Annotated in this window: 18 protein-coding genes; 11 read left to right on the top strand and 7 right to left on the bottom strand. The window is 70.3% G+C overall.

Annotated elements, in window-relative coordinates; genetic code table 11:
• Positions 1 to 32 precede the first annotated feature (32 nt).
• Positions 33 to 1,304, top strand: a complete 1,272-nt coding sequence (locus tag ACFC1K_RS01840; protein WP_375870198.1) for a DUF222 domain-containing protein — start codon at positions 33 to 35, stop codon at positions 1,302 to 1,304.
• A gap of 18 nt (positions 1,305 to 1,322) precedes the next feature.
• Positions 1,323 to 1,820: a hypothetical protein gene (locus tag ACFC1K_RS01845; RefSeq protein WP_310286942.1), complete on the top strand. Its 498-nt coding sequence runs from the start codon at positions 1,323 to 1,325 to the stop codon at positions 1,818 to 1,820.
• Positions 1,821 to 1,833: 13 nt separating this feature from the next.
• Here ACFC1K_RS01845 and ACFC1K_RS01850 read toward each other — a convergent pair whose 3' ends face one another.
• Positions 1,834 to 2,388, bottom strand: coding sequence for a GNAT family N-acetyltransferase (locus ACFC1K_RS01850; protein ID WP_375870199.1), 555 nt, complete (start codon positions 2,386 to 2,388; stop codon positions 1,834 to 1,836).
• Positions 2,385 to 3,809 carry a PLP-dependent cysteine synthase family protein gene (locus ACFC1K_RS01855; protein ID WP_375870200.1) on the bottom strand — a complete coding sequence of 475 codons (1,425 nt, stop codon included), beginning with the start codon at positions 3,807 to 3,809 and terminating at the stop codon, positions 2,385 to 2,387. Before ACFC1K_RS01855 ends, ACFC1K_RS01850 begins: the two co-directional genes overlap by 4 nt.
• A 182-nt stretch (positions 3,810 to 3,991) precedes the next feature.
• On the opposite strand from ACFC1K_RS01855, the gene ACFC1K_RS01860 reads away from it, so the two are divergent.
• Positions 3,992 to 4,384, top strand: coding sequence for a rhodanese-like domain-containing protein (locus tag ACFC1K_RS01860; protein WP_375870201.1), 393 nt, complete (start codon positions 3,992 to 3,994; stop codon positions 4,382 to 4,384).
• A gap of 69 nt (positions 4,385 to 4,453) precedes the next feature.
• On the opposite strand, the gene ACFC1K_RS01865 is transcribed toward ACFC1K_RS01860, so the two are convergent.
• Positions 4,454 to 5,782 (bottom strand): M20/M25/M40 family metallo-hydrolase, encoded by a 1,329-nt coding sequence (locus ACFC1K_RS01865; RefSeq protein ID WP_375870202.1) that lies wholly within the window; start codon positions 5,780 to 5,782, stop codon positions 4,454 to 4,456.
• 136 nt (positions 5,783 to 5,918) lie between these two features.
• On the opposite strand from ACFC1K_RS01865, the gene ACFC1K_RS01870 reads away from it, so the two are divergent.
• Together ACFC1K_RS01870 and ACFC1K_RS01875 are read left to right on the top strand one after the other, a co-directional pair.
• Positions 5,919 to 6,680: a Pr6Pr family membrane protein gene (locus ACFC1K_RS01870; protein WP_375870203.1), complete on the top strand. Its 762-nt coding sequence runs from the start codon at positions 5,919 to 5,921 to the stop codon at positions 6,678 to 6,680.
• Between the two features lie 255 nt (positions 6,681 to 6,935).
• Positions 6,936 to 7,670, top strand: coding sequence for a Pr6Pr family membrane protein (locus ACFC1K_RS01875; RefSeq protein ID WP_375870204.1), 735 nt, complete (start codon positions 6,936 to 6,938; stop codon positions 7,668 to 7,670).
• A gap of 58 nt (positions 7,671 to 7,728) precedes the next feature.
• On the opposite strand, the gene ACFC1K_RS01880 is transcribed toward ACFC1K_RS01875, so the two are convergent.
• The gene (locus tag ACFC1K_RS01880; RefSeq protein WP_375870205.1) at positions 7,729 to 14,739 is read right to left on the bottom strand and encodes a DUF5979 domain-containing protein; all 7,011 of its coding nucleotides are present in this window, start codon (positions 14,737 to 14,739) and stop codon (positions 7,729 to 7,731) included.
• A 231-nt stretch (positions 14,740 to 14,970) separates the two neighbouring features.
• On the opposite strand from ACFC1K_RS01880, the gene argG reads away from it, so the two are divergent.
• Positions 14,971 to 16,413 (top strand): argininosuccinate synthase, encoded by a 1,443-nt coding sequence (argG, locus tag ACFC1K_RS01885; RefSeq protein ID WP_375870206.1) that lies wholly within the window; start codon positions 14,971 to 14,973, stop codon positions 16,411 to 16,413.
• Between the two features lie 57 nt (positions 16,414 to 16,470).
• On the opposite strand, the gene ACFC1K_RS01890 is transcribed toward argG, so the two are convergent.
• On the bottom strand, positions 16,471 to 16,728 hold the full coding sequence (locus ACFC1K_RS01890) for a hypothetical protein (RefSeq protein ID WP_310286929.1): 258 nt from the start codon (positions 16,726 to 16,728) through the stop codon (positions 16,471 to 16,473).
• Between the two features lie 234 nt (positions 16,729 to 16,962).
• Between ACFC1K_RS01890 and ACFC1K_RS01895 the strand changes: the two genes are divergently transcribed.
• Genes ACFC1K_RS01895 through ACFC1K_RS01905 form a run of 3 tightly spaced genes read left to right on the top strand, consistent with a single transcriptional unit; the run spans position 16,963 to position 20,143 of the window.
• The gene (locus ACFC1K_RS01895) at positions 16,963 to 17,604 is read left to right on the top strand and encodes a TetR/AcrR family transcriptional regulator (RefSeq protein ID WP_375870207.1); all 642 of its coding nucleotides are present in this window, start codon (positions 16,963 to 16,965) and stop codon (positions 17,602 to 17,604) included.
• The gene (locus ACFC1K_RS01900) at positions 17,601 to 18,293 is read left to right on the top strand and encodes a hypothetical protein (RefSeq protein WP_375870208.1); all 693 of its coding nucleotides are present in this window, start codon (positions 17,601 to 17,603) and stop codon (positions 18,291 to 18,293) included. Before ACFC1K_RS01895 ends, ACFC1K_RS01900 begins: the two co-directional genes overlap by 4 nt.
• Entirely contained in the window at positions 18,290 to 20,143 is a 1,854-nt protein-coding gene (locus tag ACFC1K_RS01905; protein WP_375870209.1) for a YhgE/Pip family protein, read from the top strand. The genes ACFC1K_RS01900 and ACFC1K_RS01905 overlap by 4 nt, the downstream gene beginning before the upstream one ends.
• Before the next feature lie 57 nt (positions 20,144 to 20,200).
• Here ACFC1K_RS01905 and ACFC1K_RS01910 read toward each other — a convergent pair whose 3' ends face one another.
• The gene (locus tag ACFC1K_RS01910) at positions 20,201 to 20,542 is read right to left on the bottom strand and encodes a hypothetical protein (RefSeq protein ID WP_310286921.1); all 342 of its coding nucleotides are present in this window, start codon (positions 20,540 to 20,542) and stop codon (positions 20,201 to 20,203) included.
• Positions 20,543 to 20,777: 235 nt separating this feature from the next.
• On the opposite strand from ACFC1K_RS01910, the gene ACFC1K_RS01915 reads away from it, so the two are divergent.
• The gene (locus ACFC1K_RS01915) at positions 20,778 to 23,438 is read left to right on the top strand and encodes a penicillin acylase family protein (RefSeq protein ID WP_375870210.1); all 2,661 of its coding nucleotides are present in this window, start codon (positions 20,778 to 20,780) and stop codon (positions 23,436 to 23,438) included.
• Positions 23,439 to 23,449: 11 nt separating this feature from the next.
• Here the strand turns inward: ACFC1K_RS01915 and ACFC1K_RS01920 are convergent, their stop codons facing one another.
• A complete protein-coding gene (locus ACFC1K_RS01920; RefSeq protein ID WP_375870211.1) occupies positions 23,450 to 24,247 on the bottom strand; it encodes a hypothetical protein in 798 nt (265 codons plus the stop codon).
• A 176-nt stretch (positions 24,248 to 24,423) separates the two neighbouring features.
• Between ACFC1K_RS01920 and ACFC1K_RS01925 the strand changes: the two genes are divergently transcribed.
• On the top strand, positions 24,424 to 24,714 hold the full coding sequence (locus ACFC1K_RS01925) for a hypothetical protein (RefSeq protein ID WP_375870212.1): 291 nt from the start codon (positions 24,424 to 24,426) through the stop codon (positions 24,712 to 24,714).
• Positions 24,715 to 24,749 lie beyond the last annotated feature (35 nt).

Consider the following 24,749-nt stretch of genomic DNA (forward strand, 5'->3'; position numbering starts at 1 on the left):
TGAATGTCGTAGGTATGTTCTAAAGTCGAAGCATGTTCATCGACCCGGCGCTGCCTGACCCGGTGCTTCCCGATGAGCTCGATCTGGTCGTCGAAGCGGCCGACATGATGACGGTGTTCGCCGCGCAGCGACTGGTGCGGATCGACGTGATGCGGCGCGATGCGCTGCGCGATGCGACCCGCAACGGCCGGGTTCTCACCGAGGTCGTCGAACGCGGCGTGCGACTGGAACTCGCGGCGGCGCTGCGCATCACCGAGCACGCGGCCGGTGATCTGCTGGGCCTCGCGGAAGCGCTGGTGCACTCCTACCCGGTGGTGCTGGCATCGATGGAGCGCACTCGCATCACCGAGCGGCACGCCGAGATCCTGGTCTCCGCGGTGAACGAACTCGAACCGAAGTTCCGCACGCAGGTGCTCGAGCCGGGCCTCGCGCTGGCTGAGGCGGAGCCGGTGGGCACGTTCCGTCGCAAGCTGCGCGCGCTCATCGACACCGTTCGTTCGGCGACGCTGACCGAGCGGTACGAGCGCGCCGTCACCAAGCGGCGGATCGCGGTCGAGCCCGACGACGACGGGATGGGGTGGCTGCATCTGTACGCCCCCATGGTCGCGATCACCGCGGCGCAGTCACGGGCGACCGCGATGGCCAAGGTGATCAAGGCGGGCGACGGCGATCCCCGCACCCTGGACCAGGCTCGCGCAGATGTCGTGCTCGACCTCCTCATCGACGGCGCTGTCGAGGCTCATCCCGGGCAGGCCCGGGGTGTGCGGGCGACGGTGTTCGTCACGGTCCCGGTGCTCGCACTCCTCCACGAGTCCGACGCCTCCCGCGCGGCGGCCGGCATCGATCCGCCGGTCGTCGAGGGGATCGGGCCGATCCCGCTGCCCGTGGCGCGGGAACTCGCGGGCGGCGCACCCGGGTGGACGCGTGTGCTCACCCACCCCGAGACCGGAATGGTGCTCTCGGTCGGCCGCGATCAGTACCGGCCTCCGCCGGCGCTGGCGAAGCTCGTGAAGTGGCGGGCGGACCGATGCATGGGACCCGGGTGCGGGATGCCGGCCTCCCGGTGCGACATCGATCACAACGTCGACTGGGCGCTCGGCGGAAGCACCGAACTGACGAATCTGGGGCCGCTGTGCGAAGGGCATCACACCGTCCGACATCACACCGACTGGACGATCGAGCAGGTCGCCGGCTCGGGCGGTGCGATCCAGTGGACGTCGCCCTCGGGCCGCCGGTACCTGGTCGAGCCGGAGCGCACCGTGCCGGTGTTCCGTGCCGTGGACTGCGCAGACGCTCCGTTCTGACCCGTTACCCTGCTGTCGATGAGTTTCGATGTGGAGACCTGCAGCGCGAACGCGGTGGCCTGGGCGCTCGGGCACGAGGGTTCGAACGAGTACGCGACGCGCTGCCTGGCGTTCGTCGAGGACGCGATCGAACGCTCGAACGACCTCGAGATGTTCGGCGGCGACGACGCGGCGGAGTCCGCCCGCCTGTACGGTGCGTCGGCGAACACGGGGGCGCCGCCCGCCGATGCGTTGGTGTTCTACGAGAGCGTCGGCGAGCTCTTCGGCGAGCGCCGAGATTGGGGCCACGTCGGCCTGAGCCTCGGTGACGGCCGCGTCGTGCACGCGTGGGATCGTGTGCGCGTCGATGAGTACCGCGCCCTCGAGGCCCTGACGCCGGCGCCCGGCTGGGAGCCGCTGCGATGGGTCGGCTGGGTGCCGCTCAGCCGCGCGCTCGAGGGCGCCCGCCCGCGGACGTGGGACGAGGATCCCGCCGCGGCTGCCGCGCGGATGCAGGCCGAGCGCTTCGGCGACTGACGACGTCTGCGAATCACCCGAAGGGGACGCGGAAGACCGCGAGGTAGCCGCCGCGCGACGCGGGGATGGTCTCGCGCTCCGGCAGCCGCTCGAAGCCGAGGCGGTGATACAGACGCTGCGAGCGCTCGTTCTGCGGGCCGGTGTCGAGCACCAGGGCGGGCGCACCCCATGCATGAGCGCGCCCGAGAGCCTCGCGCATGAGCGCCTCGCCGATCCCCCGGCGACGCGCCTCGGGCAGCACCGCGAGCAGGCGCAGCTCCACCTCACCGTCGCGCGACTGCCGCACGAGAGCGCTGTCGGCGCGCAGGAGGCTCGCAGTGCCGAGGATCGCGCCGGAGTCGTCGACGGCCACCAGCAGATCCCCGGCCGCGGCCCGGGCGGCGGCACCGCGCAACAGCGCGAGCCGCTCTGCGTCGGGCTGCGTCGCGCCCGGCTCGCCGTGCCCGAAGCCGAGGTAGGTCACCTCGGCGACCCGGTCGTACTCGTCCGGACGCGCGGTGCGCACAGCCCACGGTGACGTCGCGGCCCCAGCGGGTCCGGCTATCGCCTCCATCAGCGCCGCGGTCATCGGGCGACCGCCAGACGGCCGGCGCGGGCGGCATGGGCGACGAGGGTCTCGCGGGTGGTCACCCCCACGATCCTTCCATCGCGGAGGACGGATGCTGCCGTCCAGCTGCCCTGCGAGGCATCCAGCGCCGCGAGCGCGGCGTCGGCAGTCCGCCCGATGCCGACGGTGGGCGGTGCGGCGACGATGTGGGCCCGCACAAGGTCTTCGCCGAAACCCGACTCGAGCGCACGGCGCAATCCGTCCAGCGTCACGAGTCCGGCCACGTCGAGTGCCGGGATCGGCGCTTCGTGGTCAGCGCGCCGATACACGGCGAGAACGGGGGCTGCAGCATCCGTCTCCCGCTCATCGAGACGCGCCACCGCTTCGGCGACTGTCAGGTGCAGACCCACGCGCGGCGCGGGCTCGTCGACGAGGCCCTCGAGCGTCGGCACCTCGCTCTGCTCGATGACGAAGCCGCGGTCGGCGAGCCACTCGTCGTCGTAGTAGGTCGACAGAGCGTTGCGTCCGGAGTCGGGGGCGAGGGCGACGATCACGTCGTCGGGGCCGAGTCTCTCGGCCAGCCGCAACGCCGCAGCGAGCGCTGTGCCGGCCGATCCGCCGAGCAGCAGACCCTCCTCGCGGGCCGCACGGCGGGCGGTGAAGATCGCCTCGCGATCATCGACGGTGATGTACTCGTCGACGGCGGCGAGGTCGAAGGACCGCGGCCAGACGTCCTCCTCGGCCTCCGGGTGCACGGTGTGCCCGGCGCCCTCGACGTACTTCGGGCTGCCGTCGCCGCCCGAGTACGACGAGCCGAAGGGATCGGCCGCGATCACCCTCACCGCGCCGTCGCTCAGCGCCTTGAGCGCGCGGCCCGTGCCCGAGATGGTGCCGCCCGTGCCCACGCTCGCGACGAAGTGCGTCACGGCGCCTTCCGTGTCGGCCCAGATCTCGGGGCCGGTCGACCCGACGTGCGCGGCGGGATTGGCCGGGTTGTCGTACTGATCGGCGCGCCAGGCGCCGGGCGTCTCGTCCACGAACCGGTCGGCGGCGGCGCCGAGGCTGTCGGGGTGACCCTTCGGCACGAACGCGTCGACCAACCGCACGTCGGCGCCGTACGCGCGGAGCAGGCGGATCTTCTCCACCGCGATCCGGCTCGACGTGAAGATCACCGCACGGTAGCCGAGGTGCGCGCCGACGAGCGCGAGTCCGACGCCCGTGTTGCCCGACGTCACCTCCACGACGGTGCCACCGGGTCGCAGCGACCCGTCGCGCTCGGCGGCGCGGATCATCGAGAGCGCCGCACGGTCCTTCACGCTGCCGCCGGGGTTCTGGTGCTCGAGCTTCACGTAGACCCTGGGATGCAGACCCGCGGCGAGGCGATGCACGCGCACGAGGGGCGTGCCGCCGATGGACTCGATCACCGACTCGTACCGCGTCATGTGCGGCCCGCCTTCCCGTGGATGTCCTGGGACGCTACGCCGACGCCGCGGCCCGGACGGGCGAACGACGGCGCATGACGGATCGTGGCGTCGTATGACGCCTCGCCGGGCGCGGTCGCCCCCCTCGGCCGTAGCGTGACGCCGAGGAGCGGCATCCGTCCGTCCGAAAGGATCACCCCGCCATGACCGACACCACCGACACCGCGGCCGAGCCCACCTTCGACGCGCCGCTCATCACGGCCGAGGAGGCCGCCGGGCGCGCCGCGGCCGGAGCACTCGTCGTCGACGTGCGCAGCGACGCGGGCCGGGCGCGCGACGGCGTGATCCCCGGCTCCATCCGCGGCGACCGCAACAACCTCGACGCGCAGTTCCTCATCGACTCGCCCGAGAAGTTCGCCGAGATCACCGACTGGGACCAGGACATCGTCATCGTGTGCGGCACGATCAACGGTTCCGGCCCCGTCGCCGAGCAGCTCCGCGCGAAGGGCTTCACGAACGTCGCCCATGTCGACGGCGGCTTCCCCGCCTGGAAGGAGTCGGGTGCGCCGACCGCGGAGGCGACCGCAGAGCAGTGACGCCCTGACATGGCATGACGGATGCTTCGACCCTCCCTCCGAGGAAGGGTCGAAGCATCCGTCATTCCGTCACGCCGTCCGGAGGATCCGTTCGGTCACCCGCGCCGAGAAGTACAGCGCGTCGACGGGCACACGTTCGTCGGCGGCGTGGAACTGCGCGAACACGTCGAAGTCGCGGGGCACGCGCAGCGGGACGAACCCGTAGCCGTGGATGCCGAGCTTCGCGAAGTGCTTGTTGTCGGTGCTGGCCGGCAGCAGGTACGGCACGACCACGCCGTCGGGGTCGTCGACCGAGATCGCGTCCTGGAGGACGCCGATGATCGGGGCGTCGACCGGCGCTTCCGTCGCTGACCACCAACGGCCCTCGCGGATGTCGATGTCGTCGCCCACGAGCTCGCGCAGGCCCTCGCGCAGCGCGTCGTCCTGCCCGGGAAGGATGCGGATGTCAAGCCGCGCCGCGGCCTCCGCCGGGATGATGTTCGTCTTGTCCCCGGCGTCGAGCACGGTCGGGGTCGCGGTGTTGCGCGTCGTCGCACCGACGAGCGACGAGACGAATCCGAGGCTCTCGAGGTCGTCGGCGAGCGACTCGTCGGTGAACGCGAGACCGCGCGCCTCGCCGAACACATCGAGGAAGCGCTGCAGCGCGGGCGTGCGCACGACGGGGAACCGGTGCTCACCCACAGCGGCCACCGCCCGCGCGAGACGCACCACGCTGTTGTCGGCGGTGGGCCGCGAACCGTGCGCGGCACGTCCACGCGCCCGCAGCGTCGACCAGGCGACGCCCTTCTCGCTCGTCGCCACGAGGTACGCGCGACGGCCGTCTCCCGGCTCATCGGCCAGCGGCACCGAGAATCCGCCGACCTCGCTGAGCGCCTCGGTGACGCCCGCGAACAGGTCCGGCCGGTTCTCGACGAGCCAGCCCGCACCCCACACGCCGCCGCTCTCCTCGTCGGCGAGGAACGCGAACACCAGGTCGCGCCGCGGCACGATCCCCTCGCGGGCGAAGTGCCGCGCCACCGCGAGGATCGTGCCCGCGTAGTTCTTCATGTCCACGGCGCCGCGGCCGTAAAGGTAGCCGTCGTCGATGTCGGCACCGAACGGCGGGTGCGTCCAGTCCTTCTCCTCGACCGGCACGACATCGAGGTGCGCGTGCACGAGCAGGGCACCGGCATCCGGATCGCTCCCGGCGATGCGCGCGACGAGGGACCCGCGACCCGGGCGCGACTCGACGAGCTCCGACGCGATGCCGACCTCGGCGAGGCGCTCCTGCACCCATCGCGCGGCACGGGTCTCGCCGTCGCCGATCGTCGCAGCGACACCGGTGTTCACGGTCTCGATGCGGATCAGGTCGCGCACGAACTGCAGCGCCTCGTCCTCCAGCAGCGTCGGCACGGGCATCCTCCTCGGATCGGGCAGGGCGGACGACCCGCCGCGGCCGAGGCTAACCCGACTCGTCCCCGCGGCGCGCCGACCGGCGCCACGCGGAGTCACACCCCGACGCACCGCGACACAGCCCACTCGATATGGTGAGCCCATGACGCGCACGCGGGGATGGGCGACAACCTGGACGTTGCTGCGGCTCGCGATGGCGGCGGTGACGATCGCGGCGATCGCGGCGCAGCTGACGAAGTCCATCGGCACGGCGATCGAGCTCGGCCGCGACGTCACCACCACGATCGCGAACTTCTTCAGCTTCTTCACGATCCTCTCGAACGCCGCCGCCGCGGTCGCGCTGGCCTGGATCGCGCTCTGGTACCTCTTCACGGGGCGCCGACGCGACACGGATGCTGAGCCCCACGGCCTTGCGGTGGCGCTGGCGTGCGTCAGCACGTACATGATCATCACGGGCATCGTCTACAACACCCTGCTGCGGGGCATCGAGCTGCCCCAAGGCAGTGCGCCGATCCCGTGGTCGAACGAAGTGCTGCACCTGATCGGCCCGATCTTCCTGCTCCTCGACGTGTTCCTCGGACCACTCCGCCGAGCCCTTCCCTGGCGCAGCCTCTGGGCGGTGGTGGCGTTCCCGATCGTCTGGGTGATCTACACCATGATCCGCGGACCCCTCGTCACCAACCCGGTGAGCGGGGATCCGTTCTGGTACCCGTATCCCTTCCTCAACCCGAACAACCCGGGCGGATGGCTCTCGGTGGTCTTCTACGTCATCGGGATCGCCGCCGCGATCGTCGCCGTCGGGGCCTTGGTCGTGTGGTGGGGACGACGTCGGGGTGCGGCCGCCGGCGCGTCGGATGACGCCGTGGCAGCGGCATCCGTCCCCTCCTCCGTCGTGCCGGACTGACGCTCGACCGGCCGTCCACGCAGGCCGAATCGTGTCCCCCGAACGGCGGACACGCCCGGATTTCCGCGGCTTTTGTCGAGGTTGTCCACCAAACGGTGGACACGTTGTAGGTTCCTGACAACGCCGGGGATCGGGCGCGCGTTTTCCACACGCTGCCGACACAAAGGTTTCATACACCCCCGTATCGACGGGAGTACATCTGTGCTCGGGGCAGGAAGCGACACGCACTACGCGTGATGTCGAAAGGGGTAGGACATGCACTGGGCATGGTTTCGAATCGCCGCGGCACTCACCGGGATCTCCGGGGTGATCGCTGGATTCATCGTCAACGTAGACCGCGCAGCGCGTCAGGGGCAGGGCCTCGGCGACGTGCTGGCGAACTACTTCAGCCTGTTCACGATCGTGTCGACGCTGCTGAGCATCGTCACACTGTTCGCGGCCGCATCATGGGCGATGCGGCACCCGGGCTCCGAGCGCGAGCCGTTCGGCATCGCGCTGGCCCTGGCAGCAGTCACGGGACCCGTGGTGCTGCTCGGGCTGGTCTACAACGCGCTGCTGCGCGGACTGCCGTCGGCCATCGCGCTCGGCGACTCCGCCGGGATCGCGATGCTCGACAAGTACGCGGCCGAGGTGCTGCACGTGGTCCTGCCGATCTACTTCGTGCTGGACCTGCTGCTGGCTCCGCGCCGGCGGGCGCTGCCCTGGTGGTCGCTCGCAGTGCTCGTCGGCTACCCGCTGGCATGGACGACGTACACGATGGTCCGCGGCGAGCGCGTCGCGAACCCCGACGGCACCACACCGTGGTGGTACCCGTACCCGTTCCTGGACCCGCACGGCGCAGGCGGCTACTCGTCGGCGTTCACCTACATCGGCGTGATCCTGGTCGGCTTCCTGGCGATCGGCTCGATGATCATCCTCATCGGCCGGTACCGCGAGAAGCGGGCCACACGCCACGGCGCACCGGCGGCGGGCCACACGCTGCTGATCTGATCAGCGCCACGGGGGAGGCGGCGATGGGCGGGTGCGATGACGCACCCGCCCATCGTCGTCAGACGCTCCGGCTCCGGCGACGCACGACCACCATCGCGAACACACCCGCGAGGATCGCCAGCGCACCGATCGCCCCGAGTCCCGCCACGCGCGCACCGTCCGCGCCCGTCGCCGGCAGCGGGCTGTCGAACCTGTTGTCGATCGTGATGGATGCTGCGTCCTCACCGCCGACCGTCACGACGGCGCGGTTCGCACCGTCGGGATCCGCCGGCGTGTACGTGACGGCATCCGCTCCGCCGTTCGAGGTCTCGGCCAGTGTGCACTCGGCGCCGACGGGGAGATCCTCGTAGACCACCGGCGCGGCCGTCCCGAGTGTGCGCACGGCGCCGCCGGGCACGTCGATCGCGGAGCCGTTCCACGTGCACGACGCGGTCACTTCGAACGTGTCGGTCCGGTGCAGCGACGCGTCGCCGCCCGACACGGTCTTCACGACCTCGATCTGCCCGACGTCGAACGTGTTGGTCACCGTGACGTCGGTCTCGCCCTCGACGATCTCGATGGTCTCGACGGCCTCGCCCTCGGCATCCGTGATCGTCGTCGCGTGCGCGCCGCCGGTGTCGGTCTCCGTCAGCGTGCACTCGAGGCCGATCAGCAGCGGTGACCACGTGTAGCTGTACGGCGTCTCGCTGTCGGCGCTCAGCACCTGTTCGGCGTCCGGGATCTCCACCGGCTCGCCGTCCTGGTCGACACACGCGAGCACGACGGTGAACGGTCCGGCGCCCCACAGGTCGGCGCCCTCGCCGTCGATCACCTTGGTGACCGTGAGCGATCCGGCGTCGAACGTGTTGACGGCCTCGACCACCTGGCTGCCGCCCGACTCGATCGTGAACTGCGACGGGGTGATCTCGACAGAGGTCGCGCCGCCGTCCTCCGTCTCGCGCACGGTGCAGCTCGCTCCGGCGGCGACGTCGTCGACCTGCGCCTCGTAGCCGTTGCCCTCGTCGAGCGTCAGGAAGCCGGCCCACACGATGCTGGGGATCACTCCGCCGGTGTCGAGCGTGCAGACCACCGCGAACTCGAAGGGTCCGGCGCCGAAGTCCTCGGCGGCGTCGCCGGTGCGCGCCTTCTCGATGCGGAACGATCCGACCCCGAAGGAGTTCGTCGCGAGGACCCGGACCTCGGTCTCCTCCTGGATGGTGACCTCCACGGAGCTGCCCTCGACGGGCTCGTCCGAGTCGACCTGCATCGTGGTGCCCTCGGCACCGACGGCGTCGGTCTCCTCGACCGTGCACGTCGCGTTGACGGGCAGCCCGTCGAGCGCCCACGTCTGATCGGGAGTGATCTCTTCGATCATGGGCACGTCCGGACCGTAGCCGTCGGCGTACGCCGCTTGGCCGTTGAGTTCGCAGCTGACCTCGAAGGTGAACGGGCCGTAAGAGATCGCGTCACCGCCGCTGTCGACAGCATCCGTGTCCACCGCCTTGCTGATGCGCAGCGCGGCGACGTCGTAGATGTTCTCGACCGTGACGAGCCCGATCTCCTCGGTGTCGAGCGTGACGGTCGCGGTGCCGATGTCGGTCTGCGTCTGGCCCCACTGACCCTCGGTGGCCGTGCACTCGGCTCCGAGCGGCAGCCCGTCGACGACGACCGGATCGGCGCCGGGCACGAGGTCGACCTCGGGCAGGCCCTCGATCGGCTCCCCGTCGATCGTGCAGACGAGCTGCACCGGGAACGAGTCGGGTGCGAACTCGGCGGCCGGACCCGACACGATCTTCTCGAGCGCGATCGACCCGGTCGGGTACGCGACGCCGACACGGCGCCCTTCTGTGGCAGGCACGAGCACCGTCGCGTCGCCGCTCAGAGCAGCACCGCCGGTCGAGATCGTGTTGTACGCGGTCGGCTGGTCCTTCACGACCTGCCGGTTCGGGGTCGTCCGCGTCGTGAACTGGAGCGTCAGCGAGTCGCCCGGCTCGAACTTCTCCTCGCCGGGGAAGTCGACCGTCACCTTGACGCTCCGCACGATCGCCGGGTCGACGGTGTCGTCGAGAGGCAGCCACGCACCCGGCGCGCACGGTGTGCCCGCGGGGTTGAGATCGGCGGTGCACGGGACCGACGCCGTCGAGTAGAACAGCGAGATGTCGGCATTCGCCGGCGTGGTCGGGTCGACGATCAGCTCCGCGTCACCGACGTAAGTCGGCTGCCACTGGCTGCCACGAGGGATGACGACGATCAGGCCCTGGTCGCCCGGGGTCGGCAGGTTGTCGATCGAGACGAGCTTCGAGATGGGCACCGTGCCCGCGTTCGTGACGTGCAGACGCCACGTCTCGGTGTCGCCGGGGAGCGTCAGCGGCACACACGGATACCTGTAGAACCCGTCGACGGCGGTGCCGTCGCACGTGTAGTTCGCGTCGTCGCTGCGCACGTTCGGCACATCCGGCAGGTTCGGCGGATTGTCGGCGCGCACGGACTTGACGGTGCTCAGGGCGGGAACGGCCAGCGGCCGCACCGTGGCCGTGTCGGCACACAGCCCGGTGGCCTCGTCGTAGCTCGGCACGCACTCGTCGAGCGGTTCGGCCACGTCGATCGTCGCCGTGTTGGCGACGGAGTCGTTCGGCGTGAGACCCGGCCGCAGCATCATGCGCAGCGTGATCGTGTAGGTCTGCCCCGGCTCGAGCACCGACCCCTCGGGCATCGTGAACACGATGCGGGTGCCGAGGTCCTGCACGTCGACGTCGTCGGGGTCGGTCGGCAGCGGATCGCCGGCGGGTGGCGTCGGCGTCGCGCCCGTGAGCGCGAACGACCACGGCGGCACACTGGGGTCGCGGTCGGGGTTGAAGATCAGCTGCGGCTCGCCGGTCGCGGTCAGCGGCAGTTCGTCGGTGAAGACGACGTCGGTCAGAGCACGTTCGCCGGTGTTCGTGTAGGCGAGGGTGAAGGGGATCTCCACGCCGGGACGCACGTCGCCGGTGGGCGATTTCACGACATTGACGGATGCCTCGAGGTGAAGGTTGCGGTACTCCGCTTCGGCCGTCTCGTCATCGGTGAGCCGCTCCCCGAGTCCGATCTGGGCCGAGATGCCCTCGACCGTCAGCGTGTCGAAGAAGACGCCCGCGTCCTGCTCCCCCGGCGCGGGGACCTGGTCGCTGCGTGTCGTGGGCGTGGGCTCGCCGGTACGAAGGTCCGCACGGCGCTCCACGAAGAACGGGACGTTGATGATCGGATTGACCGGGTTCGTCCAGCCGAGCTCGACATCCGACCAGAACTGGAAGCTCAGCCCGTGCAGCGTGCTCGGCGCGTTCTCGAGGAACGTCTTGGCGGCCGCGACCGACAGGTCCCCGAGCCTCGGCATGCACGTCCACGTACCGCCCACCGTGTCGGCGACGACGTTCGCGTCGGTGAAGTCCCCGCCGTCGAGGTAGCACACCTGCACCTTGCCGATCGGCGGCGGAAGCTGCCAGTCGGGGTCGGGACCGACGAAGTCCATGGCGTTCCAGAACGTGGGGTCGTCGTCGGTCATGAGAATCGTCTGGGCACGGGCCGATCCGCCGGGCTGACCGGTGAGGGTCACGGTGACCGGCGAGAAGTCGTCCTCCTTCTGCGCGCTCGGCGAGATCGTCTTGCCCGCGTTCACCGAGAACGTCGGCTCCTCGAGCGCGATCGACGCGCTCCCGTCGTCACATGCGAATCGGTCGCCCTCGTGCGGCGGGCACTCGACGAACGGGTCCACGTCGGCGATGACGCCCTCGGCCGTGTTGGCGATCGGCGAATCGCCGACGGACACACGCTCGGTCGTGCCCTGCCAGAAGGGCCGGAGTCGCAGGTCGAACTCGACGACGCCCGCTGCATTCGCCGCGATGCGGCCGGTGTAGGTCACCTGCACGCCCGACACGTCGCAGGGCATCGTGCTCGGAGTGAGCGCGAGCGCCTCGGCGCGCGTCAGCTCCATCGGCGCACCCCCGAAGCACGAGAGTACGACCACCGTGTCCGTGGCACCCACCGGCAGGTCGATGCGCACGAAGTTGTTGAAGGTGAACGCCTGGAACGGATCCTGGCGCCGATCGGTCACCGAGCCCGGGGCCGTGTCGGTGATCTGCAGCATGTCGACCTTGGCCGGCGTCGTGTTCCGCGTGGTCACAGTGACCCGGCTGAGCGGGTACTGGCTCGGGAGGATGTTGGGATCGTTCGGCACCGCGAGCGGGCCGCCCTGCCAGTTCTTGTCGGTCGTCGTCGTCAGTGGCACGTCGACGATGATGACGTCGTCCTGGTCGTTCGCCGAGAGCGGGTCGCCTCCGTCGGCCGGGAATCCGGTCGCGTTGGCGGTGTTGCGCACCACACCGTCCGTCGTGAGGTTGTAGAGCTCGTCGCCGAGCACCGCGGTGCCGTCGCTGCGGCGCTCGTCGCGCACCTGCCACACGAGCGTCACGGGCCGGTCGTTCGCGAACGAGCGGGCGACGCCCGACCCGACGGGCGGCGCCGTCGGGTCACCGGCCGACGCGGCCGCGCGGTCGGGGCTCTCGACGAAGGTCAGCTTCACGCCCACGGTCGAGGCGCGCTCGGCCGTCGTGAGGTTCATGCCCGGGAACTGCCCGACGCAGAGCGGGTTGCACGGGTTGTTCGCCGCCGTCACCCACGCGGTGCCGTTGTAGAGCTGCACGGCCTGCACGGCGTCGTACTTGATAAGCGGGTCTGTCGCGGTCGTGATCGAGTTGACGCGCGTCAGGTCGAAGGCGTTGAACAGCGACGCTGAGATCGCCGTGGTCTCGGGAGCGGCGATGTCGGTGATCTCCACGCGCTCGAGATTGGAGTACCCGCCGGTCGACCAGCGCAGCGTCGAGGGGATCGTGTCTCCCGAGCGCGCGATGACGGACTTGATGCCGCCCGAACTCGAGGTCCCGAAGGACTTGTCGATCAGGTCGGCGTTGCCGGGGTCCGGCGGAATGAGCTCGAGGACGGGACAGTCGTCGGGCGCGAGTACGGCCTGCCCGTCCGGCACGCTCGGGTTCGCGCTCGATGCATCGGTCTGCGCGCAGTTCGGCACGAAGGTGCTCTCGTCGTCGCTGAACGGCGGCACCTCCGTGTAGCGGCCGTCCGCTCGGAGCGACGAGGTGAAGTTCGGCGCGAAGTCGGTGCCCGGCGCGAAGCCGCCGGCATCACCGGTGTAGTCGTAGACGAACCGCACGCCGCCTGCGACGTCACTGATGTCGGACGGCACCTGCTGCGAGTAGATCGTCGGCCCGTCGATCGGCCCGGCGAGGGTCTCCCACGTGCCGGTCGTCGTGTCGTAGTACTCGATCGTCAGCGTCGAGTCGGCCGGCACCGGCGTCTGCGTGATCGCAGTCAGGTCGAACGCGTTCCACCACGGGTCGCCCTCGACCGGATCCTCGGGATCCTGGATCACGACCTGCTGCGCACGACCCGTGGTGCCGGTGGGGTTGTCCGGCGGCGAGGGGCGCTCGGTGAGCCCGCCGTTCAGCGTGACCGTGACGACCTCGCCGGGCACCGCGAGGATCGGCGTGGGCCGGACCTGCTTCGAGATGTACGGCTCGATCACCTCGTCGTAGATGTAGAGGTCGTCGGACGCCTCCGCGGTGCCGGTGGTGCCCGCATTCTCACCCTCGACGGCGATGAGGTTGGGCACGGTGAGCGGCAGCCCGGTCAGATCGGGGTCGGTGTCGACCGAGAACGGGATCTCGGTCTCGCCGCCGGGGACGATGTCGCCGCTGAAGGTGACCTCGAACGCGACGATGTCGGCCGGGTCGACGCCGTCGGGAAGCGCCGGAACGGTGTTGTCCGCGAACGGCACCGTGACGGTTCCGCCCCCGGCGAGCGTGTAGACGACCTCACCCGACGTCGCACCGGCCGGCCAGTCCACCGGACCCGTGAAGCCGCCGAACGTATAGGCGTCGGGGAAGGTACCGGTCGCGGGCTCGCGGATCGTCAGCGTGTCGATCGGGATCGTCGAGGCGTTGCGGCCGCCGATCGTGACCGTGGTCGACTCGCCCGCGATGACGAGATCCGGGTCGAAGGACTTGCTCGCGGCCACCGTCACGGTGTTCTGCCGCAGGGTGAACTGCGCGTCCGCCTCGCCGGTGGCGGTCTCGTCGCCGATCGCGACGGTCGACAGCACGTCGTTCGCCACCGTTGATCCGTCGGGCTCGGAGGCCGCAGCATCGGTCACCGTCAGGTTCAGTGCGACGGAGCCCGTGGCGCCGGCGGGGATCGCCCCGTGGAAGGTCACACGCGTGCCCTTGACCTCGTCGGGGGTGACACCCGCGGGAAGCGTTCCGCCCGGCGCCGAGACCCACGCGCCGTCCACGTACACCTCGTAGGTGGTGAGCGCGGGGTCGGCTCCCGCCGGAGGCGTCACGGTGCCGAAGCCGGCGAACGCGAGCGAGTCGAAGGGGTTCGGCGCAGCCTCGGGGTCGACGGGATCCTGGATCGACAGCGACTCGACGGTCGCGTTCGAGGTGTTCGTCCCGCCGAGTGCGGCCGAGACCGCGGCCCCGGGCGTGGCGATGGCCTCCGTCGGGGTGAAGGTCTTGGTCGCGGTGGTCGCGAGCTCCAGCGGCACGATCGGCGTCACCGGGGCGACCGCGTCCTCGTCGGCGAAGTTCGTGCCCTCGATCGTGGCCTCGTTGATCACGGGCGTTCCGCTGACGTCGTACGAGGCGTCGGCGGGCAGCTGCGCCGTGATCTCGACGATGCCCGTCGTGTTGTCGAGGATGCCGACGGTGCCGTCGCCGAGCGGCGTCGTCCACGTCACCGTCACGGTGTTGCCACTGATGACCGGCTCGGCGGCGGTGTTGGCTCCGCCGCCGACCACCGCCTCCACCACGACGAACGGCGCCGGCACCACATCGGTGAGCACGGCGCCGCGGCAGCCGAGATCGGTGATGGCCGAGCAGCCGACGGTCAGCGTGTACGTGAAGGTCTCACCGGGCGCGACCTCGGTGACCGACGCGCTCTTGTCGAGCGTCGCCACCGCCGTGATGTCGCCCGCCTGCGGGTCGGGCAGGCTCGGGGCGGCCACGGCTGCCGGTGCGATCAGCGTCGCTGCGGCGACGGCCAAGATCGTGACGGCTGCCGCGATACGTGAGCGCGCTTTGGAGAACAAGTGACCCCCCGGTCCACTGGCACTGCTACGAATGGGCCGGTCACCTTCCAGAAGTCACGACCGGATTCATACCTCGCGGTCAGCCTAGCCAGGCCCGTCGGCGCGGCGCCACTGTTGCCAGCGTGACTGGTGTGACGGCCGACGCATCGCGGGGCGGCATCCGTCCCCTTAACTAGACTTGAGGCCATGTCGAAGGTCCTCCAGTCCCTGCCCGTCGGCGAGCGCGTCGGCATCGCCTTCTCGGGAGGCCTTGACACCTCCGTCGCCGTCGCGTGGATGCGCGACAAGGGCGCCATCCCCTGCACCTACACCGGTGACCTCGGTCAGCCCGACGAGGACGACATCGAGGCGATCCCGAGCCGCGCGCTCGAGTACGGCGCCGAGGTCTCGCGCCTCGTGGACTGCAAGCCCGCGCTCGTCGAAGAGGGCTTCGGAGCCCTCGCGTGCGGCGCGTTCCACATCCGCTCGGGCGGTCGCACCTACTTCAACACCACGCCGATCGGCCGCGCCGTCACCGGCACGCTGCTCGTGCGCGCCATGAAAGAGGACGGCGTCGACATCTGGGGCGACGGCTCCACCTACAAGGGCAACGACATCGAGCGGTTCTACCGCTACGGCCTGCTGGCGAACCCCGCCCTGCGCATCTACAAGCCCTGGCTCGACGCCGACTTCGTCACCGAGCTCGGCGGACGCCAGGAGATGAGCGAGTGGCTCGTCGAGCACGGCTTCCCCTACCGCGACTCCGCCGAGAAGGCGTACTCGACCGACGCGAACATCTGGGGGGCGACGCACGAGGCGAAGACCCTCGAGCACCTGAACGTCTCGCTCGAGACGGTCGAGCCCATCATGGGCGTGCGCTTCTGGGACCCGTCGGTGGAGATCGAGACCGAGGACGTCACGGTCACGTTCGAGGCCGGCCGCCCGGTCGCCCTCAACGGCGTCGAGTTCCCCGACCCGGTCGCGCTCGTCTTCGAGGCGAACCGCATCGGCGGCCGCCACGGCCTCGGCATGAGCGACCAGATCGAGAACCGCATCATCGAGGCGAAGTCCCGCGGCATCTACGAGGCGCCGGGCATGGCGCTGCTGTTCACCGCGTACGAGCGCCTGGTCAACGGCATCCTGAACGAAGACACGCTCGCGACGTACCACGAGCAGGGCCGCCGCCTCGGTCGCCTCATGTACGAGGGCCGCTGGCTCGAGCCGCAGTCGCTCATGCTGCGCGAGTCGATCCAGAAGTGGGTCGGTTCGACGATCACCGGCTCGGTGACGCTGCGCCTGCGCCGCGGCGAGGACTACACGATCCTCGACACCACCGCCCCGCGCCTGTCGTACCACCCCGACAAGCTCTCGATGGAGCGCGTCGGCGACGCCGCGTTCGGTCCCACCGACCGCATCGGCCAGCTCACCATGCGCAACCTCGACATCGCCGACTCGCGCGTGCGCCTCGAGTACTACGCCTCGAAGGGGCTCATCGGCGGTGCGACGGGCGAGCTCGTCGGTCATCTCACGCAGGGCGAAGCCGGCGAGATCACCGAGCGCGCCGAGAACTACAGCGCCGCGCAGGAAGAGCTCGCAGAGGCGACGGATGCTGCGAACGAGGCGTCCGCGTTCGACCTGGGAACCGACTGAATCGACACGAACGCGTTCACCGCGGGGCACTTCGCCCTGCGGTGAACGCGAGCCGGTTCATCGCCAGTAGGTGTAGCCCCATCCGTCGATCTGGTACGTCGCGCCGTGGCTGTACGTGCAGTTCGTCGCCGATCCGCCGTTCTTGACCCAGAATCCACGCGCGGCCGCGCATGCCGAGGCAGAGGAGTACTGCTTCGATCGATAGGTGATCGATGCCGACGCCGACAGCGCCGGGACCGCGACCAGAGTCAGCGCCAGCGCGGCCGCTGCGAGCCCGGACATCGTCTTTCGACGGCGCAGCATGGGTGAGGTCATGTGATTTCTCCAGTTCCCGAGTGCAGAGCGGGGACGCCCTGACATAACGCTTCGCATGATATTGCAGCGATCGCGCTACCGAATCACGCCTGCCACGGGGGGGTGGCGCCGAGCAGGAAGAGCTCGCAGGGGCGACGGATGCTGCGAACGAGGCGTCCGCGCTCGACCTGGGAACCGACTGAATCATCGTGGATTAACTTGCACAGTAGTGTGCAAGTTATCTACCGTGGAGGCATGACCTCCCCGATCGATGCTGCGCGCCGTCCGCGGCGCGACGCCCTCGAGAACCGCGCGGGCATCCTCGCCGCGGCACATGTCGCCCTCGCGCACGACCCCCGCGCGTCCGTCGACGCCATCGCCCGCCAGGCGGGCCTCTCGCGCCGGGCGCTGTACGGCCACTTCGACGACCGCGACGCCCTCGTGCGCGAACTGGTCGCCCAGGGCGCCGCGCGCTTCAACGCCGTCGCCGCCTCGATCGACGACGCCGACGCGCGGGTCGCCCTCGCCCGTCTGGCGGCCGCCCTGTGGAACGAAGCCGCGCACGTGCAGGTGCTCGCGGCGATCGCCCTCGACGAAGCCCACCTCGAAGAGACGGCGACGGCCCTCGCACCGCTGCGCCGCGCCGTCGTGCGCATCGTGCGCGACGGGCAGGACGCCGACGTGCTGCGCACCGACGTCGCCGCCCCGACGCTCGCCCGCCTCGTCGAAGAGACCGCGCGCACCGTCATCACCCGCATCGACGCCTCCTCGCCCGCCGCCCGCGACCTCGCGGTACGGGCCGTGCTGAGCATCGCCGGGCTGTCGTGGCGCCAGGCCGACGCACTGCTCCACGAGCACCCCGAGATCGTCGCGACCCCCGAGGCGGCGAGCGCGTGAGGGTCGTCCTCGACGCGGTCGGCAAGGGCCGCCGCGAGCACGCGCTGCCCGCGACGTCGGCCGTCTTCGAGTCCGGCGTCGCGACGCTCGTCGCCGCCGAGACCGCGCAGCGGCCGACGGTGCTCGGCCTCATCGCGTCGGGCCGCATGCGCCCGGACACCGGCGGGGTGACGCTGGACGACAGGACGGATGCCTCGGCACTGCGCCGCCGGGTCGCCCTGGTGGATGCACCCGAGGTGTCCGAGCCTGAGCCCAACGTCACGCTCGCCGGCGTCGCCGCCGAGGAGCTCATGTTCGCCGGACGCCGGTCCGATCCCGTCGCGGTGCGGCGCTGGCTCGACGAGCACGGCGTCGGGGACGAGGCATCCGTCCCCGTCTCGAACGTGGATCCCGACGCCCGCGTGCGTGCGCTGTGCGAGCTGGCGGTGCTGCGCAAGGGTGTCGAGGCGATCGTGCTCGTCTCCCCCGACCGCCATGGCGGCGAGCCCGCCGCGTGGTGGGCCGTGGCGGAGGACTTCGCGGCCCGTGGCTACGCCGTGCTCGTGATCGCGGGCCAGGCGTCGCAGCCGGTCGCCGAGCGGACTTCCCTCCCGGTCGTTGAGCGAGCGAAGCGAGACGAAACGCCCCGGACCATCGGGCGACCTCGTGTCCGCAGGCTCACCGCCCCGACGAAGGGGGGCCGGGCATGAAGGTCCCCCAGATGATCCTCGCCGAGCTGCGACGGCTCGGCTCGACGCGCATGTCGCTCATCGCGCTGATCGCGCTCATGGTCGTGCCGATCCTCTACGGCGGCCTGTACCTGTGGGCTAACCGCGACCCGTACGGCCAGCTCGACCAGGTGCCGGTGGCGCTGGTCGTCGCCGACACCGGCGCCGAGCTCAACGGCACCGACCGCAACCTCGGCGACGAGGTGGCGCAGGAGCTCATCGAGGACGGCACCTTCGACTGGCACCTCGCCACCGCCGAGGAGGCCGACGCCGGACTCGACGACGGCAGCTACGACTTCGCGATCGAGCTGCCCGCCGACTTCACGGCCGCCATCGCGTCGATCACCACCGGCGAGCCTCGGACGGCCGACATCGTGCTGCACACGAGCGACGCGAACAACTACCTCGCCTCGACGATCGGCACACAGGCGGTCGAGCGCATCCAGGCGACGATCACCGAGAAGGTCGTGGCCGAGGCGGGTCTCACGATGCTCGACGCCCTCGACGCCATCCGTGTCCAGTTGACGGATGCCGCCGCCGGCGCCTCGCAGCTGGTCGACGGTCTCGCGCAGGCCGGCGACGGAGCGTCGCAGCTCTCCTCCGGTGCCGGGCAGCTCGCAGACGGCACCGCTCAGCTGCGCGACGGCGCTGCCCAGCTCTCCGCCGGCGCGGCGCAGGTCGCCGACGGCGCGTCCCAGGTCGCCGGAGGCACCGCACAGCTCGACGCCATCGCCGATCGGATCGGCTCCGCATCCTCGTCCGCGATCTCGGCGCTGCCGCGGGTTCGCGACGACATCGCCGCGCAGCTCGCTGAAGCCGGCCTCGACCAGGCCCGGATCGACGACGTGCTCGCCGCTCTCGACCCGGTCGGCGAGCGGCTCGATGCCGTCGACGACCGCGTGCAGGGAGCCGTCGCGCAGATCGACCGGTTGAACTCCGGCGCGCAGCAGGTCTCGGCGGGAGCAGCATCCGTCGCGGCAGGGTCGTCGACGCTCGCCTCGGGCACCGCGACGGCCGCCGATGGCGCCGCACAGCTGCGCGATGGCGCGACAACGCTCGACAGCGGGCTCGCTCAACTCGAAGACGGTGCGACGCAGTTGCGCGACGGGCTCTCCGAGGGCGCCGCCCAACTGCCGTCGTACGACGCCGACACGCGCCACGCGCAGGCCGACACCCTCGCGGCCCCCGTCGAGGTCGAGCGCTCGTCGCTCACGCAGGCACAGAACTACGGCGCCGGCCTCGCGCCGTTCTTCGCCGCCCTCGCCGGCTGGATCGGCATCTACGCGCTGTTCCTCATCGTCAAGCCGGTGTCGAAGCGCGCGGTGACGGCGCTGCACTCGCCGATCCGCATCACGCTGGCCGGGTGGGCGACGCCTGCGCTCCTCGGCGGCGTGCAGATGCTCGGCCTCTTCGGCGTGCTCTCGCTCGCGCTCGGATTCTCGTTCGCGCACCCGCTCGCGACCCTCGGCATCCTGCTGCTCGCCTCGGCGACGTACGCCGCGATCGTGCTCGCGCTCAACGTGTGGCTCGGCTCCGTCGGGCAGTTCCTGGGCCTCGTCCTCATGGTGCTGCAGCTCGTGACCGCCGGCGGAACCTTCCCCTGGCAGACGCTGCCCGCGCCGCTCGCGGCGCTGCACCACGTGCTGCCGATGGGCTACGTCGTCGACGCGATGCGCCAGGTCATGTACGGCGGCAGCGCCGACCGCGTCTGGCTCGACCTCGCCGTGCTGCTCGCCTGGCTCGTCGGCGCGGGCCTGATCGCCGCGATCGGCGTCACCCGCATGACCCACTTCCGCACCCTGCGCGACCTGCAGCCGAGCGTCATCGGATAGCGGGCACTCTCACGAGACGGATGCCGCGGCCCGCGGCATCCGCCTCAGAAGTGCTTCTCAGCCGACGCCGCCGCCGTCGCAGGTGCCGTCGCCGATCTGCGACGCGTCCCCGTTGCCGGGGAACCACAGCACCTCGCCGTGACGCTCGTACCAGAAGGCCGGGATGATGTCTTCGTCATCCTGATGCTTCTCGTGGGCGCGTACGACGGCGAGCTTGTCGGTCTCGATGTAGACGTACGGATTCTTCGCACTGTGCGTCGCGTGACAGTACGCGACCTTGTGCGTGCCGTCGGCGGGCTTCGATGCGAATGCGGGTGCGGCGCTCCCGAGCGCGACGACCGCGGTGAGTGAGACGGCGGCTGCAACGGCAGCCGCTCTGCGCGAGGCGCGCGTGTGCATGGGCATAGTGGATCTCCCCCAGTTGAGATCGGCCAGTGACGGGAAGAGTCTTACAGCGCAGAGCGCTCCCGACAAGAGCCCGGTCGCGCGGTGAAAACCACACGCGATTCGGCGCGAGGCACGACTCGGGGTTAGCATGCGGAATGGTGCCGTTGCGACCCGAACGCGCGTGGCACCGAATGTCGCGGTGTCCGGCACCGCGTATCCCCCCCACCCCGCCCGGAAAGCCCTTTCAATGACGAAGCCCCAGCCCTCTCCGTACGCCGTCGACGACACCGTGCATCGCCGGTCCGCGGGGAGGACGATCGGCATCGTCCTGTTCAGCATCCTCGCGGCCGTCGTGGTGCTCGCCCTCATCGCGGTGGGCTTCGTCACGTACACGGCGCAGCGCTCGTTCCCGCAGCTGAGCGGCGAGGTGAAGGCCCCCGGCTTGGAGGCCGAAGCGACGGTGCAGCGCGATGTGCTCGGCATCCCGACGATCACCGCGGACTCGTCGCACGACCTGTTCTTCGCGCAGGGCTACGTCCACGCGCAGGACCGCTTCTGGGAGATGGACTTCCGCCGGCACGTCACGAGCGGACGCCTCTCCGAGATGTTCGGCGCGTCGCAGCTCGGCACCGACAAGTTCCTGCGCACCCTCGGCTGGCACGACATCGCAGAGCAGGAGGTCGACGCCCTCGACGCCACCGAGCGCGCGTACTACGACGCCTACGCCGACGGCGTGAATGCGTACCTCGCCGATCACCAGGGCGCCGACGCGTCGTTCGAGTACGCCGTGCTGGGTCTGCAGAACTCCGACTACGAGATCGAACCGTGGACGCCCGCCGACTCGGTCGCGTGGCTCAAGGCGATGGCCTGGGACCTCCGCAGCAACATCGAGAGCGAGACCGAGCGCGCGGTCATGGCGCCGGACTTCACCGAGGCCGAGGTCGACCAGCTGTACCCGGCGTACCCGTTCGACCGGAACCCGGTGATCGTGCCCAAGATCTCGGCGGTGCCGGCGGTCGGCACGGCTCCCGACCTTCCCGCCGAGGAGGGCACCGCCGCGGGCGACGGTGCGGGTGACGCGGAGGGCGACGCCGCGGGGAACACGGATGCTGCCACCGCCGCCATCGAATGGACCGAGGTCGACAGCGTGATCGAGGCCGTCGGCGAGCTCGTGGGCGACGCCGGCGAAGGCATCGGCTCGAACTCGTGGGTGGTGTCGGGCAGCGTCACCGACACCGGCATGCCGCTGCTCGCCAACGACCCGCACCTCGGCGCGTCGCTGCCGAGCGTGTGGCACCAGATCCAGCTCAAGTGCTCCACCGTGACCGAGGCGTGCCCGTTCGACGTCGCCGGCTTCGGCTTCTCGGGGCTTCCCGGCGTCGTGATCGGCCACAACGAGCGCGTCGCGTGGGGGTTCACGAACCTCACCACCGACGTCACCGACCTCTACCTCGAGAAGGTCGAGGGGGACTCGTACTGGTACGACGGCGCGCTGGTTCCTCTTGAGACGCACACCGAGACGTTCAAGGTCGCCGGTTCCGAGGACGTCGAGCTCGAGGTGCGCTCCACCGCGAACGGGCCGATCGTCTCGGGACTCACCGACGACTTCACCTCGATCGCGGAAGCGCCCTACACCGGGACCGGGGGCACCGTGACCGAGGCGCCCGCCGACGCTCCGGAGGGCGACTATGCCGTGAGCCTGCGCTGGACCGCACTGCAGCCCGGGACCACGGCATCCGCCATCTTCGCCCTCAACACCGCGAAGGACTTCGACGACTTCCGGGGAGCCGCGGCCCTGTTCGACGTGCCGGCGCAGAACCTCATCTACGCCGACGTCGACGGCAACATCGGCTACCAGACGCCCGGCAAGCTCCCCATCCGCGGCGCGGGCGACGGCTCGATGCCGCAGCCAGGGTGGGACTCGGCGTACGCGTGGCAGGGATATATTCCGTTCGAGGAACTTCCGGTCTCGTACAACCCGACCGAGGGTTACATCGTCACGGCGAACAACGCCATCGTGACGCAGGACTACAGATATCCGCTCACGCGCGACTGGGACTACGGCTGGCGCGCCGCCCGCATCACGGAGCTGATCGACCGCGCGATCGCCAAGGGCCCCGTGACGGCGGACGACCTCAACGCCATCCAGGCCGACAACTATTCCTTCATCGGCATGCGACTCACGGCCGCCTACGCCGACGTCACCACCGGCGATGACGAGACGGATGCGGCACTCGACCTGCTGCAGCAATGGGACGCGCAGAACAGCGCCGACTCGGCGGCCGCCGCGTACGCGAACGTGCTGTGGGACACCCTCGCAGGCAACGTGTTCGTCGACGGGCGCGAGAACGCGGCGCCGATGACCGGCCAGGGCCGTCAGTTCCTCGTGATGGACGCCCTGCTCGACGACGAGACGTCGCCCTGGTGGATCAATGACGAGCTGGGCGTGGACGGCATGACCGACATGCTGAAGCGCTCGGCGATCGACGCGTACGAACGACTCGTCGACGCCCAGGGCGACAACCCCTCGCGGTGGAACTGGGGCGGCCTGCACGCCCTTCCGCTCGAGAACGGCAGCTTCGGCAAGTCGGGCATCCCCGCGATCGAGTGGCTCTTCAACCGCGGGCCGTTCCCGGTCGGCGGCGGGTCATCGGTCGTGAACGCGACCGGATGGGATCTGACCCAGAGCTTCTCGACCGTCACGGTGCCGTCGATGCGCATGATCGTCGACCTGTCGGACTTCGACGCCTCGCGCTGGAACCAGCTCACCGGCGAGAGCGGTCACGCCTTCCACACGAACTACATCGACCAGGTGGAGTCGTGGCAGAAGGCCGAGCTCACGCCGTGGGCGTTCACGCCCGACGCGGTGGACGCCGCGACGACGGACACGCTGGTGCTCCGCCCCTGACCGCGGACCGCTCAGTCGGGGTGTCCCAGGGGCGCTGTCCCGGTGCCGGGAGGAACGGTCGTGATGTCCACGAGGACCTCGCGTCCGGACCCGCCCGCGACATCGACGGTCATGACCGGCCCGACTCCGCGCGTGTAGAACTTGTACTCGACGACGCCAGGCTCGAGGGGCGTCGTGTCCCGCGTCGTGAGCACCCTCTCGTAGTGACCGAAGGGGACGTCGACCAGCTCTGTCGTCCGCATGACCTCACCCTCGTCCTCGGCCTGTCCGCGGTAGTACTCCTGGCGATACCGGTCCCCCGGCTCGGGGTCGGCCGGCAACGCCACACCGGCCATCGCGCCGTCGACGCCGGCCTCGAACGAGCCTTCCTTCGATACGGACCGGCCGTTCTCGAACTCGGCGGTGTCCTCGCCGAGGTACCAGATCGCGCCGTCGCTGTCCTGCGCGTACCAATCGAAGGTGTCTTCCACGAGCTCATCTCCGCGGAAGACGGAGTCCCGGACCACTCGTGCCGTGATGCCGTTCGCGATCTCCCTGGTCGCTGTCGTGATCGTGACGACGACCGTCTGTTCGATCCCGTCCGCATCGACCTCGCGGTAGACGCTCCTCGTCCCCGGAACCATCGGCCAATACGGATTGTCGATGTCGGTGCTGAACCGCGCCGGATCGAGGGTCACCGGTTCGTCGCCCTGCGGCAGATCGGGGTCGCCCGTCGTGGCCGCCCTTCCCATCGCGCACGAGCTCAGCAGCAGGGTGCTCGCCGCAAGGCACGCGACGGCGATCGCTCGCATTCGGTCCGCGGTCACCATGGCCGGCCCTCCCTTCTTCACTCTCCCTCCGGTGAGCATGCGCCGTCGACCCTGACACCCACCTGAAGCCGGGGCGGCCGGTTCAGGCTGGCGTCAGGCCGCGTGCGTAACGTCGGACTCGATTCAGGTGAGCCACACGACGGACGGAGGCCGAGATGCGGCGAGGCAAGAGGCTCATGGTCGTTTCCGGGGTCGTCGCGGCGTCAGCGCTGCTCGGCGCCGGCGCGATCGTCCAGGGCGTGGAGAGCGGCGATGACGCCGACCCGCACGAGACCGAGACCCCGATCACGGGTGACGCTCTCCGGCGAGCGAGCGAGGCGGCACTCGCCGTGACCGGCGCAGGCCGGGTCACCGACTCCGAGGTCGGTGACGAGGAGAGCTACTACGAGGTGGAAGTGACGCTGCCCGGCGGAACCGAGGTCGACGTGCAGCTGGACGAGTCGTTCCACGTGGTCGGAACGGACTGACTCCCCGGCTCGCCGCCGTGTCACGACGGCATGCG

Origin of the sequence: Microbacterium sp. NPDC056057, assembly GCF_042266945.1 — a bacterium.
GTDB lineage: Bacteria > Actinomycetota > Actinomycetes > Actinomycetales > Microbacteriaceae > Microbacterium > Microbacterium trichothecenolyticum_C.

Bases quoted from the DNA above. Each gene is read 5' to 3' on its own strand.
- ACFC1K_RS01915 (WP_375870210.1), top strand. From the start codon at position 20,778: ATGACGAAGCCCCAGCCCTCTCCGTACGCCGTCGACGACACCGTGCAT.
- ACFC1K_RS01860 (WP_375870201.1), top strand. From the start codon at position 3,992: ATGACCGACACCACCGACACCGCGGCCGAGCCCACCTTCGACGCGCCG.
- argG (WP_375870206.1), top strand. From the start codon at position 14,971: ATGTCGAAGGTCCTCCAGTCCCTGCCCGTCGGCGAGCGCGTCGGCATC.
- ACFC1K_RS01925 (WP_375870212.1), top strand. From the start codon at position 24,424: ATGGTCGTTTCCGGGGTCGTCGCGGCGTCAGCGCTGCTCGGCGCCGGC.
- ACFC1K_RS01850 (WP_375870199.1), bottom strand. From the start codon at position 2,388: ATGACCGCGGCGCTGATGGAGGCGATAGCCGGACCCGCTGGGGCCGCG.
- ACFC1K_RS01910 (WP_310286921.1), bottom strand. From the start codon at position 20,542: ATGCACACGCGCGCCTCGCGCAGAGCGGCTGCCGTTGCAGCCGCCGTC.
- ACFC1K_RS01920 (WP_375870211.1), bottom strand. From the start codon at position 24,247: ATGGTGACCGCGGACCGAATGCGAGCGATCGCCGTCGCGTGCCTTGCG.
- ACFC1K_RS01905 (WP_375870209.1), top strand. From the start codon at position 18,290: ATGAAGGTCCCCCAGATGATCCTCGCCGAGCTGCGACGGCTCGGCTCG.
- ACFC1K_RS01870 (WP_375870203.1), top strand. From the start codon at position 5,919: ATGACGCGCACGCGGGGATGGGCGACAACCTGGACGTTGCTGCGGCTC.
- ACFC1K_RS01840 (WP_375870198.1), top strand. From the start codon at position 33: ATGTTCATCGACCCGGCGCTGCCTGACCCGGTGCTTCCCGATGAGCTC.
- ACFC1K_RS01875 (WP_375870204.1), top strand. From the start codon at position 6,936: ATGCACTGGGCATGGTTTCGAATCGCCGCGGCACTCACCGGGATCTCC.
- ACFC1K_RS01865 (WP_375870202.1), bottom strand. From the start codon at position 5,782: ATGCCCGTGCCGACGCTGCTGGAGGACGAGGCGCTGCAGTTCGTGCGC.
- ACFC1K_RS01895 (WP_375870207.1), top strand. From the start codon at position 16,963: ATGACCTCCCCGATCGATGCTGCGCGCCGTCCGCGGCGCGACGCCCTC.
- ACFC1K_RS01845 (WP_310286942.1), top strand. From the start codon at position 1,323: ATGAGTTTCGATGTGGAGACCTGCAGCGCGAACGCGGTGGCCTGGGCG.
- ACFC1K_RS01890 (WP_310286929.1), bottom strand. From the start codon at position 16,728: ATGACCTCACCCATGCTGCGCCGTCGAAAGACGATGTCCGGGCTCGCA.
- ACFC1K_RS01855 (WP_375870200.1), bottom strand. From the start codon at position 3,809: ATGACGCGGTACGAGTCGGTGATCGAGTCCATCGGCGGCACGCCCCTC.